Source organism: Peribacillus suis, from assembly GCF_059384845.1.
The window spans coordinates 540,576-558,017 of the sequence record NZ_CM182019.1 but is presented as its reverse complement, the minus strand read 5'-3'; the positions used below and the strand labels follow the sequence as shown (position 1 = coordinate 558,017).

Here is a 17,442-nt window from a genome sequence, read left to right as displayed (position 1 = left end):
TCACCCTTCTTATTTTCCATCCCATCGACATGTTGGAAGAGATTTTCGAATAGTAAATGAGTAACTGCTTTACAATATTTCCTCTCAGGAGGGTTAAGGTACCCCATCTGAGGGAAAAGAAGCAGATAAACGAAGAAACTTTTCAGGAGTGATGCCGATTGAATAAGTCGATTGATTTTAGCAAGAAACTCATCAAGGAAGTCAAGGAGGATCGTGTCACAGGATTGGCAGCTGAACAGGCATACTATTACCTCCTCGCACTATTCCCTTTACTCATTTTATTGCTGTCGATTTTGCCATACTTGAACATCGATACGCAAACAGCTTTGGATACGTTAAAGACATTCATGCCATCGGAAACGATGAAAACCATCGAAGAGAATATCATCAAGATATTGAATGAACGGAATGGCGGCTTGCTGACCTTTGGTATCCTTGGTACCATCTGGTCCGCTTCGAATGGAATGAATGCATTTATTCATTCGATGAACATTGCCTATGATGTGGAAGAAACGCGCAGCTTCATCAAGGCTCGCCTCATTTCCATCCTGTTAACATTAGGATTGGTCTTCGCATTTATCGTGATGCTGGTTCTTCCCGTTTTTGGGAAAGTACTCATCGATTTAATGGAACAAGTCGTGTCCCTTCCAGAAGAAACACAAAGTCTATTCAGTATATTGCGATGGGTGATCGCCGTTGCGGTTATATCTTTCGTGCTAGCCATTCTATACCGTTACGCACCGAATAAGAACTTCCCGTTCAAACACGTCATTCCGGGTGCAATTACGGCCACAATACTCTGGTTTGTCATCTCCATCGGTTTTTCCTTTTATGTCAGCAATTTCGCTAATTATTCGTCCACGTACGGCAGTTTAGGGGGCGTCATCGTTTTAATGTTATGGCTGTACCTGACCGGTTTAATCTTAATGCTCGGCGGCGAAATCAATGCGATTCTACACCGTCAAAATACCACACCTCAAAAGAAGTCTCGAACACTCGTACATCCCGTACCTTTAAAACGATAAAGAAAAAACCAGGTTCCTATAATGGAAACCTGGTTTTTCAATCCGGTCAAGCTGTCTTCCTTAATAAGTATAGGAAGTAAGGAGCTCCGATAATAGCGACGATGATTCCAGCTGGAATGGTTTGTTCACTATAAATGATGCGGCCTATTGTATCAGCGAAAACTAAGGTGGCTGCACCAATTATGGGAGATAAGAATAAAAAGCTCTGATGCTTGGAACCGACCAACTGTTTGGCGATATGAGGAGCAATCAATCCTATGAAACTAATACTCCCAACGACCGAAACCGCTGAAGCCGCCAATGCTACCGCAATGATCAGCAAAAGGGCTCGATCCCGGTTCAGGGAAACGCCCAGCCCTTTCGCCACCGTTTCATTAAGAGCGAGGAGATTCATTGCCTTTTGCTTCCAAAGTAAAAACGGTATCGCCACCAGTAGCCAGGGAAGAAGCGCTAGAATAAAGGGCCAATCGGCTCCCCATATATTCCCTGCAAGCCATTTGGAGATGAATTGGACATCCTCCTGTTTAGCGCTTGAAACCAGGATGATCATTAATCCCGATAATGCTGAGGCAAACCCGACCCCCATCAGCACGAGCTTGATCGGCTGGATACCGTTTTTCCTGTCCAACGTGAAGAGGACGATCAGCCCGGCTGTAATGATCCCGCCTAAGAAACCTACTGCCGGTAACTGATAGGTATAGGAGTCTAAATTGGCGTCGACAAACAAGTAAAATAAGGTAATCGCAACCCCTGCTCCAGCATTGATACCGATAATACCTGGATCAGCCAGATCATTTTTGGTCAATGTCTGTAAAATGGCACCGGATAATGCCAGCGACATCCCTGCTAAAGTCAAGACCAGGACGCGAGGAAACCGAACGGAAAAGAGAATGAATTCCTCTTTGAATGTCCCATCCCCCAATATCGTCGGAATGATTTGAGAGATACCGACCGAGGAAGGTCCTAAGCTGATGCCGGCAAGGATACTTATGATCAATAAAAGGCTCGTTAGGCTATACATCCATCGTACATTATTTTTTTTACGCAAAGAAAGTTCGACCTCCTTTCTTTACCAAGACCAGGAAGAATAGGAACCCGATTAATGAGACCAATGCAACAATCGGGATTTCCAATGGAGCAATTACGATTCTACTAATGAAATCCGTTAGAACCATGAAGGCCCCGCCGATTATAATCGACATCGGGATGATCAAACGGTAATCCGCCCCCACGATCTTCCGGACGATATGTGGAATGAATAAGCCCACGAACGACAAATTCCCTATCAGGGCTACTGCCGTTCCTGCTAAAACGATGACCACGAACATCAAAATCACTTTGATCTTCTTCGTCTTCTGTCCAAGCCCTTTCGCCACTTCTTCATTTAAGCTAAGGACGGTCAATGGTTTGCTATAGACAGTCGCCAACACTAAACCAAAGATGATGAAGGGGACAATGATCAAAGCATCCCATGTTGTGCTGATCAACCCTCCAGCCGTCCATGTACTGACATTTTTCGATACATTGAAAAGAATGGCTATACCACTTGAAATGGCCTGTAAAAAGAGAGAAACGGCCGCTCCCGCTAAAACGAGCTTTAGCGGAGATAAACCGTTTCTAGACGTGATACCTATTCCAAATACAAGTAGCATACCAATCATTGCACCTATAAAAGAACTGAACATAAGCATTAAGAAGGTGATTCCGGGAATGAAGGCCAATACCAGGGTAAGAGCTAAAGTAGCACCTGAAGTCAGACCGAGTAGACCCGGATCGGCAAGAGGATTCCTTGTCATCCCTTGCATGATGGCCCCGGCAACTGCCAACGCGGCTCCCACGAAGAATGCCGCGATGACACGAGGAAGCCGAATCTCTCTTAGCACATCATAATAGGATCCACCGCTTCTTCCGATAACAGCTTCATATAAATCTTGAAAACTCGTATTTGCTGCACCATACCCTAACGCCAAGACCACGACCACCATCAAAACAACGAACGATAAAACCATTTTACTTATAATAGAATAGGAGACTTTCATCGAATCTCCCCTTATTTGCCTAGAAAAGATTCTTCGAAGAAGTCTAGTTGTTTATCGAAAGAATGGGCATCGGCGAAATAGAATGCAGAGCCTTCCGCATAAAATACCTTTTTATCTTTAACCGCCGGTATTTTGTTGTACCAAGTTGAGTCCATGAATGAAGTATCTTGTCCTTCTTTCACTAAATTAAGGACTAAATAATCCCCAACATAGTCACCTAATACTTCTTCGGAAATTCCAAAATATCCAGGCTCAAGGGCAACATCTTTAACAGCCTTTGGCATGTTCAATCCCATTTCCTGATACAGGATTTCCGTTCCGCGTCCCCAGTTATCGCCAAATAAATAGATTTGCTTATCAGAGTTACCAGCAACCGTTATAGTAGCATCTTCCCCGATTTTATCTTTGATTTTGTCTCCTACTACTTTCGAACGTGCTTGGAAATCTTTAACCCACTTAGTCATTTCCTCTTCTTTATTGACTACTTTACCCACTTCGATACGTTGGTCGATGTAATTCAAAGCACCGTATGTGAAGATTATGGTTGGTGCAATCTCTTGTAATTTTTTAACGTCTTCCACATCATTAGAACCGATGATCAGATCTGGATCAAGTTCAATGATTTTCTCATAATCCGTGCTCGCTACCACTTCAGCATCCGGATATTTTTTGGCGAAATCCGGGTTATCTTTTGACCATGAATCCATTCCGACTACGTTGACACCCATTTCCATTAAATCTCCCACGAATAACGATAAAACGACTACGCGCTTTGGATCAGCTGGAACTTTAACCGTACCGTTTTCCGATTTATAGCTGATCGTACCCGATTTTTTTGCATCATCCTTGCCTTGCGATGTTTCTTTAGTCGATGATTCATCATTTCCACAAGCCGTTAAAATAACCATTAATGCTGCAACTAAGAATAAAAGCCATTTTTTCATGTTCATTCTCCTTTTATTAGATCGTATGTGATGCAAACTGGTTTACCTGTACGGGGGTCTTTACTGATTTCCGCGTCAATTTTAAACACTTTCTTCAGTACATCTGGACTCATCACTTCTTCTGGTGTGCCCGCTTTTATTAAATTCCCACTCTCAAGAGCGATCATGAAATGTGAAAACCGGGCTGCATGATTCAAATCATGTAGAACCATCACAATGGTCCGATTTTCCTTTTCATTCAAGTTCTGCAAAAGCTCCAATACTTCAAGTTGATGGGCCATGTCCAGATAGGTTGTAGGCTCATCCAAAAAAATGATGTCCGTGTTTTGCGCAAGTGCCAAGGCAATCCACACCCGCTGTTTTTGACCTCCGGAAAGTTCATCTACAGAGTTGTGTCTAAATTCATATGTATTAGTAGACTTCATGGCCCAATCAATGATTTCTTTGTCTTCTTTTTTTAGGCCACCGAACCCTGATTGATATGGAAAACGACCATATGAAACCAGTTCCTCGACTAAAAGTCCTACTGCACTATCCTGTGTTTGTGGCAAGATCGACAGTTCCTTCGCCAATTCTTTCGTATTCTTTTTTTGTATTTCCGCTCCATCAAGAAAGACCTGTCCATTTTGATAGGGAATGATTCTTGTTAAAGCTTTTAATAACGTTGATTTTCCACACCCATTAGATCCTATGATTGTAGTAATTTGGCCATCGGGAATTTCAATCGTCAAGCCGTTAACAATCACTTTTTTATCGTATCCAACTTCAACGTTACTAACGTTCATTCGCATGTAATCATTACCTCCCCTTTCACGCTGAAATTGATAATCGTTATCAACTACTTAACAATAAGATTATTCAGTATAATCGAATCTTTGTCAAGCGTTTTTAGGAGAAAAGAACTAAGGTACTACTCTCATTTTTTTCCCTCCATATAACAACTGCAAATAACAGCCGCCCAAATTTGGACAGCTGCATTGCCTTACCCTCTATTCACAAACTCTTCGTATCTTTCATCGTTCGCAAGCCAGGCTACATATTTACGTTTCGTGTATTTTTCTGCTTCATCGAACGTATCAAACGATTTCTTTATCAGTTTTCCATTCACTTCAATGATCCACTCTTCTTCTTCATCATTTTCATAAATGAAGATATCCTGTTTATCTCTCGTTGAATATAGGCAACCTTCTGGTGAATTCTTCACATTCAATTGGTTCTTATGAGCGTCGCGCTTAATCGGTTCAGAGAAGAATGTCTTCTCGACGAATTGGCTGTATGCTTTTTCCGACATCGTACAACCTGCGGCTTTTTGATGGCCGCCCCCATCATATTTCCCTGCAACCTCAGCTACATCTATCTCATCATGGATGGTGCGGAAACTGATTCTTTTGCTTCCGACCATAAGGATCGCAATATAATCCAGATGGGAAAATTCTTTTGATAGCTCATTACCCAATTCCGAATGGTAAGACTCGGCATGGACCACCCCAACTGTATGAGGACCGACCGTAGCCTGATACACTTCTCTTTTTTTCCTATTTATGTACCGATCCACACGACTCTCTTCCACTCCCAAAAGAGTCTGTTCCACTTCATCAAACGCGAAGTTTTCAGCTGATGAGAGCTTATGTGCAATCTTCGTTTCGAATTCTTCAATCGGAATCATGAAGAATAAGTCATTCAACCGTTTGGCCGTTACATTATTATTGGCCTGCCATTCCCATGTATCATATTGTCGAACCAATTCAACGAATTCAGAGAAAATCCGGGAAGGCTCCAGCCACTTTTGATCCACCGCATATTGATAGAATAAAGAAGTGGCTGCCGTTTGTTTGCCGTCTTCCTGTTCAACCGTAACAGATGCCCAGTCATGTTCATTCAAATGCAGTGCCGACTTATGATGGTCGATTAAAAGTGCATGTCCTCCATCCTCAACGAATTGCGTAATCATTTTTTCATTATCTTCATTTACCGAAAGATCGGTAACAATCAATGTATCCTCGATATTCGCCTGCTCAAGAAATGCTTCGACATTCTGATTAAGGCGGCCGATTGAATTATAGCTAACTACCACGTCTTCCCCGAATGCAAGCTTCGCGACGATTCCGCAGCCGACTCCGTCTAAATCATTATGTGTAAAAAGATAGTACACATAAACCCCTCCTAAAAACTAATATATTTACTTTTCCCTAAGAAATGATTTTCAATTGCAATCTTTACAATTGTAGCATAATCACATCCGACTATTTTAACACGGTTCCACCCAAAACCGCTTTGAACGTAAAAAAAAATCGACCACCTTCAATTTTTTTCTTTATTTTGTAATATTTACATCGTAATATAGATGAGTTACTAAATAGAAATCGAGGTATGACAATGTATCAGTTCAGATCAGATCGTGCATCAAGAGAAATAATAAATAACTCAAGACACTCGGCCATCATCATCTATACACTATTCACGATTGCTGCCGGCCTCCTATTTTCATTCACAGTCGGCATACCGACTCTAAACATTGGAATCATTGCCCTTTTTAGCATCATCCCCGCCATTGTGGCCTCCATTTTGATCAAGCAAAAAAAATGGACACTCGGGGTGCCCTATCTTATCGGCATCACGATCAACCTTTTATTCGCTTCGATCATCATCCAGTCCAGTAGCCCTTTGTCATTGGTCCTGTTATATCTAGGGCTTCTTTTTGCGTCCATTTATTACGATTATTATCATGTCATCTTGTCGATCGTCCTATATTCAGGGTTCCTGATTTACCTGATTTTATGGTCAGAACCTTTTTCCATGGTTTTATCTGAAAAGGGCGTCACTGTACTTGGTATCATTCTTTTATTTATTTTAACTGCCATTTTATCCGTCTTTTTCAGTTTAATCGGTAGTGCTTCGATTAATGTCGCCTTGGTCGAGCTTGCTAAGAGCCGACAAACGGAAATCAAGACAAAGGATATGCTTGACGAAATCACCAAATCCGTTCATGGATTGACCGACTTTTACAATGAGCTGCAAGCCAATGTCCAAGTCACTGGAAATATCTCCAAGGAAATCACGAATGCCTTTATAGAAGTCACAAGGAATATTGAATCCCAGGCATTAAGCGCCAATGAAGTGAAAGATTCCATCGATTCATTCGATGTAGAAGTTCAACAAGCCACCCTTGCATCCGATAAAATGAAAGTCCATACGGTAGAAAATGAATCAAGCACCAAAGATGGACGTCAGGCAATGATCATCCTTGCCCAAGATATTATATCCGTGGGGGAAAAGGCTAAACAGACCGCCTTCTTAATGGAAGAATTGAATCAACAAAATAAGCAGATCCAAACGATTCTGGCAACAATAGAAGACATCTCGGACCAAACGAACTTAATTTCCTTGAATGCCTCCATCGAGGCGGCACGAGCGGGGGAACATGGGAAGAGCTTTGCCGTGGTTGCGGATGAGATCAGGAAGCTTGCTGTAAACAGCCGACAGGCGACCAATCAAATCCAGCAAATCCTACATCATATCTCCATCAAGTCTAATGAGGTGACAGATGGCGTGAATCAGAGCTTGGATGTTGCAGGCATGATAAAGGAAAAGTCCGAAGATGTCGAACACGTTTTCAAAGAGATGGAAGGAAACACGCTCCAAGTCATGGAACAATCGATCAGACTTCAAACCATGCTTCAAGCTTTGACGCAAAACTCGAGTACGGCAACGAATGAAGTGACCAATATTGCCAGCATCGTACAGGAAAATGCCGCTTCCCTTGAGGAAGTCGCCGCGAGCGTGGTGGATCAGAATACCCTCATTACCCAAATGGAAAGTAACTTCTCCAGTTTTGAAGACCTTTTAAGAAGCCTGGAAAAGCTGACAGTCAGCGAGAAGTAATTTGTTCAAGAAGAAAGCCGCGGATGGTTGCCCTCCCGCGGCTTTCTATCTAATTTATTGTTCAATCAGTTTTCCAAGGTTCGCCATTTCTATGGCACTGACCGCTGCTTCATATCCTTTATTTCCCGATTTCGTGCCGGCCCGTTCAATGGCCTGCTCGATATTTTCCGTCGTCAATAATCCGAAGATGACCGGAATGCCGGTATCCAAAGCAACGGAGGCCATTCCTTTCGCTGCTTCATTGCAGACATAATCATAATGCGAAGTAGAACCTCTGATGACCGTCCCTAATCCAATCACTGCGTCGTATTTCCCCGTGTTCACAAGTTTCTTGGCAATGAGCGGCAATTCAAATGCTCCTGGCACCCAAGCGATGTCCACGTCATCTTCGTCAACACCGTGGCGTTTCAAACCATCCAATGCTCCGCCCAATAGCTTGCTTGTAATGAACTCATTGAACCTTCCAACCACGATTCCCACTTTCAGTCCCGATCCGATTAATTGTGCTTCGATAATTTTCCCCATGTCTATTTCCTCCTCATTTTAAAAACATCATGCATTTTGAATGTATACCTGTTCTTGCGATGATTCCTTTTGCTTACGGTATTGTACCAAGTCCGCAATCGTAATGAATTTCAGGTTGAATTTATCCGCAATTAGTTCCAAGTCGGATACACGTGCCATGCTTCCATCTTCATTCATGATTTCACAAATGACACCTGCTGGAGCAGCCCCACATAACTTGGCCAAGTCGACGGAGGCTTCCGTATGTCCCGTGCGGCTTAACACACCCCCTGCCTTGGCTATCAACGGAAAAGTGTGCCCCGGGCGTTGAAAGTCCTCGGCAACCGAATCTTCCTTCAAAAGCTCAAGGATGGTCAGGGACCGTTCGAACGCACTGATACCTGTAGACGTGCTTTTATGATCGACACTTACGGTGAAGGCCGTCCCATGATGATCGGTGTTATCATTGACCATCGGATGCAAGTTCAGCTTTTTCGCCAACTGTTCGGTAATCGTCGTACAAATCAACCCACGGCCATGCGTGGCCATAAAGTTGATGGCTTCGGGTGTCGCCTTTTCTGCAAGCACCACGAAATCCCCTTCATTTTCACGGTCTTCATCATCGGAAATGATGATTACTTTCCCAGCTTTCAAATCTTCAATCGCTTCTTCAATGGTATGGAACATCCTGTACACCTCCATTTATTAGAATCCATGCTTAGACAAGAATGCTAAATCCAGTCCTGGTTTTGATTCGCTGTTTTTCATTTGATGTATGATATATTTCCCTAACATGTCGTTTTCAATGTTTACGATATCGCCTGCCGCCTTCCTGCCCAAAATGGTATCCTGATGGGTCAAGGGAATGAGTGATACAGTCAGCAAATTTCCCTCAATGCCGAATATCGTCAAGCTTGTCCCATCGATGGCAACAGATCCTTTTGGCATACAGTATGTACTGAGCCCTTCTTCCAGCTGAATCACATAATAGACGGCATTTTCTTTTCGTTCTTTTTTCATGATGGTGCCCGTTCCATCAATATGACCTGAAACGAAATGGCCGCCGAAACGTCCATTAGCACTCATCGCACGTTCAAGATTCACTTCTGAACCTGGTTTCAATGTCCGGATCGATGAAGCTTTCATCGTTTCCGGCATCACATCGACCGTAAATAAAGTCTGTGTGAAGGAAGTCACCGTCAAACAGACCCCGTTAACGGAAATGCTGTCTCCAAGATGGACATCTTCCAGTACTTTCTTAGAGGAAATGGCCAGTTCCATGCTGCTTCTTCCCTTTTTCATGGAATGAACCGTGCCGATCTCCTCAATGATTCCGGTAAACATAGTTTCTCCCCCTTTTATACACATATAAAAAACCCCTTAGGATCGCCTAAGGAGTTAGCAGGAGAAATGAGTGAAAAAAATGGTATACCTAATAAACCCATCATTTCATATTCTGAAAAAATAGGCGTACGTATACACTTGGATTTCACACGTCCTTCTCCCATCCAGACTATACTGTCGGCTTTGGATTCTCACCAAATCCTGCCTTTATAAGGCTCGCGGGCTTAGAATTGCTTCATCACCGCCGGTTGGGATTTTCACCCGACCCCGAAGGACTAACTATTTTTTTGAATCTTCCATTATTTTAACACTCTAAAGTGCGGATGTAAAACACCTATCCTAAAATGAATCGATAGTTGCAAGCAAATCATATAAGAAAAGGGAGGAATCCATCCTATGTAAGCGACTATAGCCGTGGTGCTTACATATCAATGAATCCCTGCCATAATACAAATCTCGTATACACGATCTGAGTGAGATGCTAAAATTTATTCCATTATTTTCTTATTAGATGTATTGAATCATGATATAATAATTGTAAAAATAAGAAAAAATGGGGAATTCAAATGGGAAAGACAAACCTTTTAATGGTTCATCACAATCATATCGAAAGCGAGCGTATCATCTTACGTCCGGTTTCGCTTGATGATGCTGAGGATATGTATGAATATACATCTGATGAAGAAACGACACGTTACCTTTACGACAAACATAAAGATTTGGACCAGACTAAGAACTTCATAGCGAACTATTTCTTGGAAGAGCCTATCGGCAAATATGCACTCGTGTTAAAGGAAGACAACAAAATGATTGGGGCTATCGAATTCAGAGTGCATGAATCGAACAAATGTGGAGAACTGGGTTATACTTTAAACCGGAATTTCTGGGGTAAAGGCTATATGACCGAAGCGGGAAAATCAATACTGGAATTAGCCTTCAATGTTTTGGATTTGGAGCGAGTATTTGCTGAATGTGATGTGATAAATGCCGCATCCGGGAAAGTATTGGATCGCTTAGGCATGAAGTGTGAAGGGATTCACCGTAAAAGCCACATGACGAAGGGTACATTATTAGACAGCGCCTATTATTCCATATTAAAAGAAGAATATGTAACCCCCGAAAAAAAGGATGAAACGGTTGTTAACGCTAAATCCTAATTTCACTAATTAATTAAACACCTTTAAAGGACCTTGCTGCAGTAAAAGTAGCAAGGTCCTTATTTTTTAGACGTGTTGTACCTTTATCCCTTTACAGACAATTGAATACATCTTTTCTCCACTAAGTAAGAATCCTTCCTTCCGATGTGCTAAAAAAGGTTATCTCTCCAATTTAAAAGGAATAAGATAATATGTCCCAATTTCATTCAAAGGAGGAAGACACATGCTAATTGTTCTTATCAACCTTGTTGCCTATCTATTCGTCATCACGATGAATTTCCTGGCTAATTACCTTCCCTTCAACGGCCAAACCTCAGGAGAAGTTTCCGGGAAACTGGACGTTCTTTTTACCCCAGCCGGCTATGTATTCTCGATATGGGGATTGATTTATTTTCTTCTTGCCATCTGGGTAGCCAGACAGTTTATGGGGAAACACAAAACAAGTCCCGCATATATGGTCTCTTTCCCATGGTTCGCCTTAAGCTGTGTATTTAACGGAGCCTGGCTATTAGCTTGGCATTACGAATACTTCCTGTTATCCGTCATCATCATCATTACACTTTTATTGACCTTGATTGTCATTTACACAAACATTATAAAAGTGAGGCATGCCTTTCTCGACTTGATGCCCTTTTCCGTCTATCTAGGATGGGTGAGCGTCGCGACCATTGCTAACATTTCCTACTATCTGACCTATATCGGCTGGAATGGTTTCGGGTTTTCCGATGTAGCATGGACGATCGCCCTCTTACTCGTAGCCACGGCTCTGGCATTCATCTTTGCCATTAAAAACAAGGACTGGTGCTACCCACTCGTCTTCGTCTGGGCCATCATCGGAATCGGCGTAAGGAACAGCACGCCCCATCCGACAATCACCACCACATCCTATATCCTGGCCCCCCTCATCCTCATCCTATCCATAACCGTCCTGATCAGGAACCTCAGGAAATAATTCAGGAAATAAAAGGGGTCAGACCCCTAAAACGCCTGTTCAAGGTCAGACCAGATGTCATGCCAGGATTCTAGGCCGACGGAGAGCCGTATGAGTTGGTCGGTGATGCCCATCTGCGTTCTTGATTCTTTTGGGATGGACGAGTGTGTCATCGTAGCGGGATGCTGGATCAAGGATTCAGCGTCTCCTAGGCTGACCGCGATTTTTATAAGCTTCAAGTTATTGAGGAATCGTTGGGCATCCTGTTTTGTCCCCTCCAGTTCAAAGGAAATCATGCCTCCACCGGATTTCATCTGTTTTTCCATGATCCGATAATCCCCTGATTCTGCGTCGCCTGGATAATAGACGGCCTTAACCCGTTGATGCTGTTTCAGCATGCGAAAGATCTCCGTTGCATTAGAAGCGTGACGATCCATCCTGACTGGCAACGTCTTCAATCCCCGCAACAGCAACCATGCATCAAATGGCGAAATAATCCCTCCGATATCCTTCTGTGTTGTCATGGCCACCTGATTGATAAACTCCTTCTTTCCGACAATCAGACCCGCCACAACGTCCCCATGTCCACAAAGATACTTCGTAGCACTATGAAGGACGACATCACATCCAAATTCCAGTGGCTTCTGTAAATATGGAGTGGAAAACGTATTATCGACCACGACAGGCACATTATTCTCCTTGGCGACTTTCATGACCAATGCTAAATCGATCATTTTCATCGTCGGATTAATCGGCGTCTCTACATAGATGCAGGTCGTATTCGGACGGATCATGCTCCTTAGCTGGTCCTCCGTTTCCATATCGCAAAAATCGTGGGTGATCCGGTATTTTTCCTCCATCAGTTGAAGAAGGCCGAAAGTACATCCATACAAGCCTTTTGAACAAACGATATGGTCATCGGCTTTGGTCAAAGCAAAAAGGACCGCAGACACGGCAGCCATCCCTGAACTGAACGCAAGTCCCGCTTCCCCGCCTTCCAAGGCCGCAATCTTCTCTTCCAGCACCCGAACCGTCGGATTTCCCAGCCTCGAGTAAATATATCCATCTTCTAAACCAGCAAACCGGTTTTCCCCTTGTTCGGCCGTATCGAACGTAAATGTCGAGGTTTGAAACAAAGGTGTGGTCAAGCTTCCTAAATGCTCCTTCGAATCATATCCTTCATGAATCACAGCTGTTTCAATATGCTTATATTTCTCTCCCATTCTAACTCCCCCTATCCAAATAGCTATATCTATCATATGTTAAAAAAACATATTTTGGAAGCGTTTTCAATGTAAGTCGCCTGGACATTCGTACAGGTTTAGTCCTGTTGCCCTTGTTAATCATCCACAAAGCTTGTGAAGCGGCCAGTTTTCCTTTAAAAAGCTTGCAATCTATCAAATAGGAACGTCAAATGAGGATAGCCGGATTACGCTACAGAACATAAAAAAAGAGACAGCCTTCATGGCCATCTCCATTCTTCATGCCTATTCTTCTTCTACGATATTCCCACCATAGAAAGTGACTTTCGTTAAGGGGATTTCAAGTTCGCGAGCCATTTTCTTCAACTCACGCTCTTCTCTTTCCGTCACGATCGAGATGACCGTGCCATCCGCTCCGGCACGTCCCGTTCTACCAGACCGATGAATATATTGGTCAATGTTTTCAGCCATATCAATATGAACGACGGCTGTCAGTCCTTTAATATCAAGTCCACGGGCCGCCACATCGGTTGCAATCAACATCGGTGACTTTCCAGAACGAAGCTTACGCAACGCTTTTTCACGATCGACTTTATTCGACTCCCCGTGAAGTACGCCCATTTCGATGCCTTTATACTTAAGCTTCTCATGTAACACGCTAAGCTCGGCAATATCGTTCAAAAAGGCCAATGCCTTCACATCTTTCAATCTTGTGATTTTCTCCAAGATTTTGGACTTTTCGCGTCTTTCGACTACAAAATAAAGATGATCGACCTTCGAATCCATTTTTTCACTTTTATCAACCTTGATCAATTCCGGTTCATTCATGAATCCTCGGGCCACTTTTTCCGTTTCTTCGGGAAGGGTCGCCGAGAACACCATGATTTGGCGGTCCTTAAGCGTCGTTTTGATAATATTGTTGATTGTTTGCATATGCTCGGGAATGATCAATTGATCTCCTTCATCGAGTACGATCGTTTTCACTTCATGCATCTTCAACTTCTTTTGGGCAATCAATTCATAGACACGGCCTGGTGTTCCCGCAATCACTTGCGGATGCTTCTTCAGTTTGTCCAACTGACGCTTCACATTGGCACCACCAATGAAGGCTGCTCCAGAAATACCGCTACCTTCCGACCAAATCCGAATCTCTTCATTGATCTGCATCACCAATTCCCGTGATGAAGCCAAGATTAAAGCTTGGGGGGATTTTTTTTCAGGATCTATTTTTTCAAGCAATGGCAGTAAATAAGCAAGTGTCTTTCCCGTCCCCGTTGGAGATTCGGCCATGACGTCTTTTCCTTGTGCAATGACAGGAATCGTTTTCGTTTGTACCGGCGTAAGTTGTGCAAAGCCTGACTTTTTCCAGACTTCCTGGATAAAAGGCTTTCTATCGTTCAGTAATACAGGTAATTCGCTCATATCGTTCTCCTTTAATAAAAAAACTTTTCATATCCTTTATAGTACCATTTGTTATAGGGTAGTAGCCAACGGAATCCGAATTGTCACCGTAGTCCCTTTATGTTTCTCACTTTCAAATCGCATCTCACCATTCAATCGATGGACAATTTTCTGACAGATGGTAAGCCCGATTCCCGTTCCCTTTTCTTTTATCGAATAAAACGGTTCACCAATTCGCTCCAACCGCTCTGGCTCCATCCCGATCCCATTATCACTGACCATGACTATAGCATGATCATCGATGATTTGCAGGGATATGTCAATTTTTCCATTCTCACCAACAGCCTCGATGCCATTCTTGATGAGATTGATGAATAGCTGTTTAAGCTCGATCGAATCGGCCATGACTAAAACGGGGTCTGCCCCTTTCACTTCAATGGCCATCTCAATATTGTTCAGGTTCGATTCAGCTTTCATGAGTGTATACACTTGATGCAGGCAATCCCCAAGGTCCAGCTTACGGAAGGTGACATCCTGTTTCTTGCCAAGGACGAGCAACTCGCTCGAAATGATATTGATGCGTTCAATTTCCTTTAACATGATGTCAGTATGCAACGGGTCGACTTCCTTGGTCATATCCATTAATTGCACGAACCCTTTTAATGATGTCAACGGATTTCTTATTTCATGTGCCACGGCTGCCGAGAGATGCCCGATGACGGAGAGCTTTTCAGACATGATCATCAATTCCTCTTCACGCCGGACCTTGGTAATGTCCCGGACGATGGCATAGATTCCAAGTAACTCCTTGTGGACAATGATGGGCACAAAGGTGACACGCATGATTCGCTTTTCGTCATCCATCCTCTGGATATTCGTTTCGAAGTGTACAGCTTCTCCCTCCAAAGACTTGATAAAATAATCAGATGCTTTTTCATTTTCGATCAAATCGATGAAGTATCCCGCTTGTTTTGCTTTTAATGCCTCACCTCGGACCCCGAGGAACTTTTCGGCTTTTGGATTAACCGACATGATCCTGCCTTCAAGATCCAATTGTAGAACACTATCTGGATTGTGCTTAAACAAGGATTGATACTGCTCATCCTTCAAGTTGAATTCCTGTTGGGACCGCAACATTTTCCCTGTCCAATACCGGATGATGACATAGAGAATGATCCCGGTTATGAATATATAGATCCACCCCTTCGAATGCTGGAACATCGCATAGGTGTAAACATTCTCTTTTGCGCGGGACATCGAGATGTAATCGGTAACAAAAATCCATAAGGCCCCAATGATCATATATATAATAGCTACTTTACCTGCAATTTTATGTGAATGGTTCATCGCGTATCCTTTATATTTATTTTTTGGCTTATTATTCCCAACTCACTCAAAAAAAAGTCCTCATGCACTACACATAAGGACTTTACAGCTATTGTACCATGTTTTTGCTAATGATTGAAAAGAGAGTGCCATCCATTCAATTGAACAGCGCATTCTATTTAGTCAGGTTTTTAACAGCCTGATCAAAATCTTCGTCTATTTCTTTAGAAGGTTTCGCCGATAACAGACTGAAAATCACGACGGCAAGCGTACCTGCGATAAAGCCAGGTATGATTTCGTAGACTTCCGCGAACTTGTCAATGGATTCCCATACGATCACGGTTACCGTACCGATGACCATTCCAGCCAGTGCTCCCCATTTTGTCATTCTTCTCCAGAAAAGGCTCAGTAAAATGACCGGTCCGAATGCCGAGCCGAAACCTGCCCAAGCATACCCGACCAATTTTAAAATGGTCCCGCTCGGGTTGAACGCTAAAATAAGGGCAATCACGGATATCGCCAATACGCCCAACCGTCCAACCAGCACTAATTCCTTATCTGAAGCATTTGGACGAACAAACTGTTTATAGAAGTCATCCGTCAACGCACTTGCCGACACCAATAATTGAGAAGCGATCGTGCTCATGACTGCGGATAGAATCGCCGCCAGCAAGAATCCCGTAATTAGAGACGGGAACAACTCTTTAGAAAGGAGGATGAATACTGATTCTGCATTCGCTTCCCCCAAAGGCGCATTCGCCTTGCTAAAGTAAGAAATCCCGACCAATCCTGTGAACATGGCACCTACAATGGCGAACACCATCCAGCCCATACCGATGCGACGGGCACTTTTCAATTCTTTCACGGAAGATATCGCCATGAATCGGACGATGATATGCGGTTGGCCAAAATAACCAAGTCCCCATGCCAGCAACGAAATGATCCCAATCGTCGACATTCCTTCAAACGCATGCAAAAGGGTCGGATCAATTGATTTTATTTCCGTAAATGTTGGAGTCCAGCCTCCTATATTTACAATGGTGACGACAGGTACTAGAATTAAGGCAATGAACATGATGGTTCCTTGAACAAAATCCGTCCAACTCACGGCAAGGAAGCCACCGAATAACGTGTAAAGAATGACGACACTTGCCGTCAGCCAGATTCCATATCGGTAATCCAGGTTAAAGGCCGTCCGGAAAAGCTCCCCGCCTGCTACCATACCGGAAGAGGTGTAGAAAGTAAAAAAGATTAAAATGACTAAAGCCGATACCACTTTTAAAATTCGGGAGCTATCTTTAAACCGATTCCCCAAATAGTCTGGTATAGTAATAGAATTATTCGCGATCTCCGTATATGTACGAAGCCTTGGCGCCACGAATAACCAGTTTAGATAAGCGCCTACTGACAGACCGATGACGATCCACCCGGCACTTAAGCCATTCAAGTACATGGCTCCAGGAAGGCCCATCAGCAACCATCCGCTCATGTCGGAAGCACCGGCACTTAAAGCGGTTACAGCCGGACCCAAGTTTCTTCCTCCGAGCATGTAATCCGTCAGGTTAGCGGTCCTTCGATAAGCAAGGTACCCGATTAACAGCATACCTGCCATGTATATGACAATTGAAACGATTGCTCCATATTCCAAAAATTCTTCCTCCATTACTTACGAACCTTTCGATAGAGA

General features: G+C 43.2%; 15 protein-coding genes, 1 pseudogene and 1 riboswitch. Of the genes and pseudogenes, 4 read left to right on the top strand and 12 right to left on the bottom strand.

The window, feature by feature from the left end; translation table 11 throughout:
• Positions 1-158 precede the first annotated feature (158 nt).
• Positions 159-1,025 (top strand): YihY/virulence factor BrkB family protein, encoded by an 867-nt coding sequence (locus tag AC503W_RS02695; RefSeq protein ID WP_402871831.1) that lies wholly within the window; start codon positions 159-161, stop codon positions 1,023-1,025.
• A gap of 46 nt (positions 1,026-1,071) precedes the next feature.
• Here the strand turns inward: AC503W_RS02695 and AC503W_RS02690 are convergent, their stop codons facing one another.
• The 5 genes from AC503W_RS02690 to AC503W_RS02670 form a co-directional block, all read right to left on the bottom strand.
• Positions 1,072-2,046 carry a FecCD family ABC transporter permease gene (locus AC503W_RS02690; RefSeq protein WP_494917247.1) on the bottom strand — a complete coding sequence of 325 codons (975 nt, stop codon included), beginning with the start codon at positions 2,044-2,046 and terminating at the stop codon, positions 1,072-1,074.
• Positions 2,047-2,065: 19 nt separating this feature from the next.
• Positions 2,066-3,064: a FecCD family ABC transporter permease gene (locus tag AC503W_RS02685; RefSeq protein ID WP_494915915.1), complete on the bottom strand. Its 999-nt coding sequence runs from the start codon at positions 3,062-3,064 to the stop codon at positions 2,066-2,068.
• An 11-nt stretch (positions 3,065-3,075) separates the two neighbouring features.
• Complete coding sequence (locus AC503W_RS02680; RefSeq protein ID WP_494915913.1) at positions 3,076-4,008, bottom strand: ABC transporter substrate-binding protein; 933 nt, start codon at positions 4,006-4,008, stop codon at positions 3,076-3,078.
• Between the two features lie 2 nt (positions 4,009-4,010).
• Positions 4,011-4,799, bottom strand: a complete 789-nt coding sequence (locus AC503W_RS02675; RefSeq protein WP_494915910.1) for an ABC transporter ATP-binding protein — start codon at positions 4,797-4,799, stop codon at positions 4,011-4,013.
• 191 nt (positions 4,800-4,990) lie between these two features.
• A complete protein-coding gene (locus AC503W_RS02670; RefSeq protein ID WP_494915908.1) occupies positions 4,991-6,160 on the bottom strand; it encodes a DHH family phosphoesterase in 1,170 nt (389 codons plus the stop codon).
• Positions 6,161-6,384: 224 nt separating this feature from the next.
• Between AC503W_RS02670 and AC503W_RS02665 the strand changes: the two genes are divergently transcribed.
• Entirely contained in the window at positions 6,385-7,890 is a 1,506-nt protein-coding gene (locus tag AC503W_RS02665) for a methyl-accepting chemotaxis protein (RefSeq protein ID WP_494915906.1), read from the top strand.
• A gap of 54 nt (positions 7,891-7,944) precedes the next feature.
• Here the strand turns inward: AC503W_RS02665 and ribH are convergent, their stop codons facing one another.
• The 3 genes and pseudogenes from ribH to ribE all read right to left on the bottom strand — a co-directional run bounded on the left by ribH (position 7,945) and on the right by ribE (position 9,738).
• On the bottom strand, positions 7,945-8,415 hold the full coding sequence (gene ribH / locus AC503W_RS02660; RefSeq protein WP_494915904.1) for a 6,7-dimethyl-8-ribityllumazine synthase: 471 nt from the start codon (positions 8,413-8,415) through the stop codon (positions 7,945-7,947).
• Positions 8,416-8,478: 63 nt separating this feature from the next.
• A pseudogene (gene ribB, locus AC503W_RS02655) lies at positions 8,479-9,081 on the bottom strand (3,4-dihydroxy-2-butanone-4-phosphate synthase); the annotation flags it as partial.
• Between the two features lie 18 nt (positions 9,082-9,099).
• Entirely contained in the window at positions 9,100-9,738 is a 639-nt protein-coding gene (gene ribE / locus AC503W_RS02650) for a riboflavin synthase (protein WP_494915902.1), read from the bottom strand.
• 148 nt (positions 9,739-9,886) lie between these two features.
• Positions 9,887-10,017: riboswitch (FMN riboswitch) on the bottom strand.
• A 287-nt stretch (positions 10,018-10,304) separates the two neighbouring features.
• On the opposite strand from ribE, the gene AC503W_RS02645 reads away from it, so the two are divergent.
• Together AC503W_RS02645 and AC503W_RS02640 are read left to right on the top strand one after the other, a co-directional pair.
• A complete protein-coding gene (locus AC503W_RS02645; RefSeq protein ID WP_494915900.1) occupies positions 10,305-10,895 on the top strand; it encodes a GNAT family N-acetyltransferase in 591 nt (196 codons plus the stop codon).
• A gap of 223 nt (positions 10,896-11,118) precedes the next feature.
• On the top strand, positions 11,119-11,847 hold the full coding sequence (locus AC503W_RS02640; RefSeq protein ID WP_494915898.1) for a TspO-related membrane protein: 729 nt from the start codon (positions 11,119-11,121) through the stop codon (positions 11,845-11,847).
• A 26-nt stretch (positions 11,848-11,873) separates the two neighbouring features.
• Here AC503W_RS02640 and megL read toward each other — a convergent pair whose 3' ends face one another.
• From megL to putP, 4 genes are all read right to left on the bottom strand, one after another.
• Entirely contained in the window at positions 11,874-13,049 is a 1,176-nt protein-coding gene (gene megL, locus AC503W_RS02635) for a methionine gamma-lyase (protein WP_402871894.1), read from the bottom strand.
• Between the two features lie 264 nt (positions 13,050-13,313).
• Positions 13,314-14,450, bottom strand: coding sequence for a DEAD/DEAH box helicase (locus AC503W_RS02630; RefSeq protein WP_407408489.1), 1,137 nt, complete (start codon positions 14,448-14,450; stop codon positions 13,314-13,316).
• A 51-nt stretch (positions 14,451-14,501) separates the two neighbouring features.
• Positions 14,502-15,776 carry an ATP-binding protein gene (locus AC503W_RS02625; protein WP_494915893.1) on the bottom strand — a complete coding sequence of 425 codons (1,275 nt, stop codon included), beginning with the start codon at positions 15,774-15,776 and terminating at the stop codon, positions 14,502-14,504.
• 154 nt (positions 15,777-15,930) lie between these two features.
• A complete protein-coding gene (gene putP, locus AC503W_RS02620; RefSeq protein WP_407408493.1) occupies positions 15,931-17,403 on the bottom strand; it encodes a sodium/proline symporter PutP in 1,473 nt (490 codons plus the stop codon).
• Between the last annotated feature and the right edge of the window lie 39 nt (positions 17,404-17,442).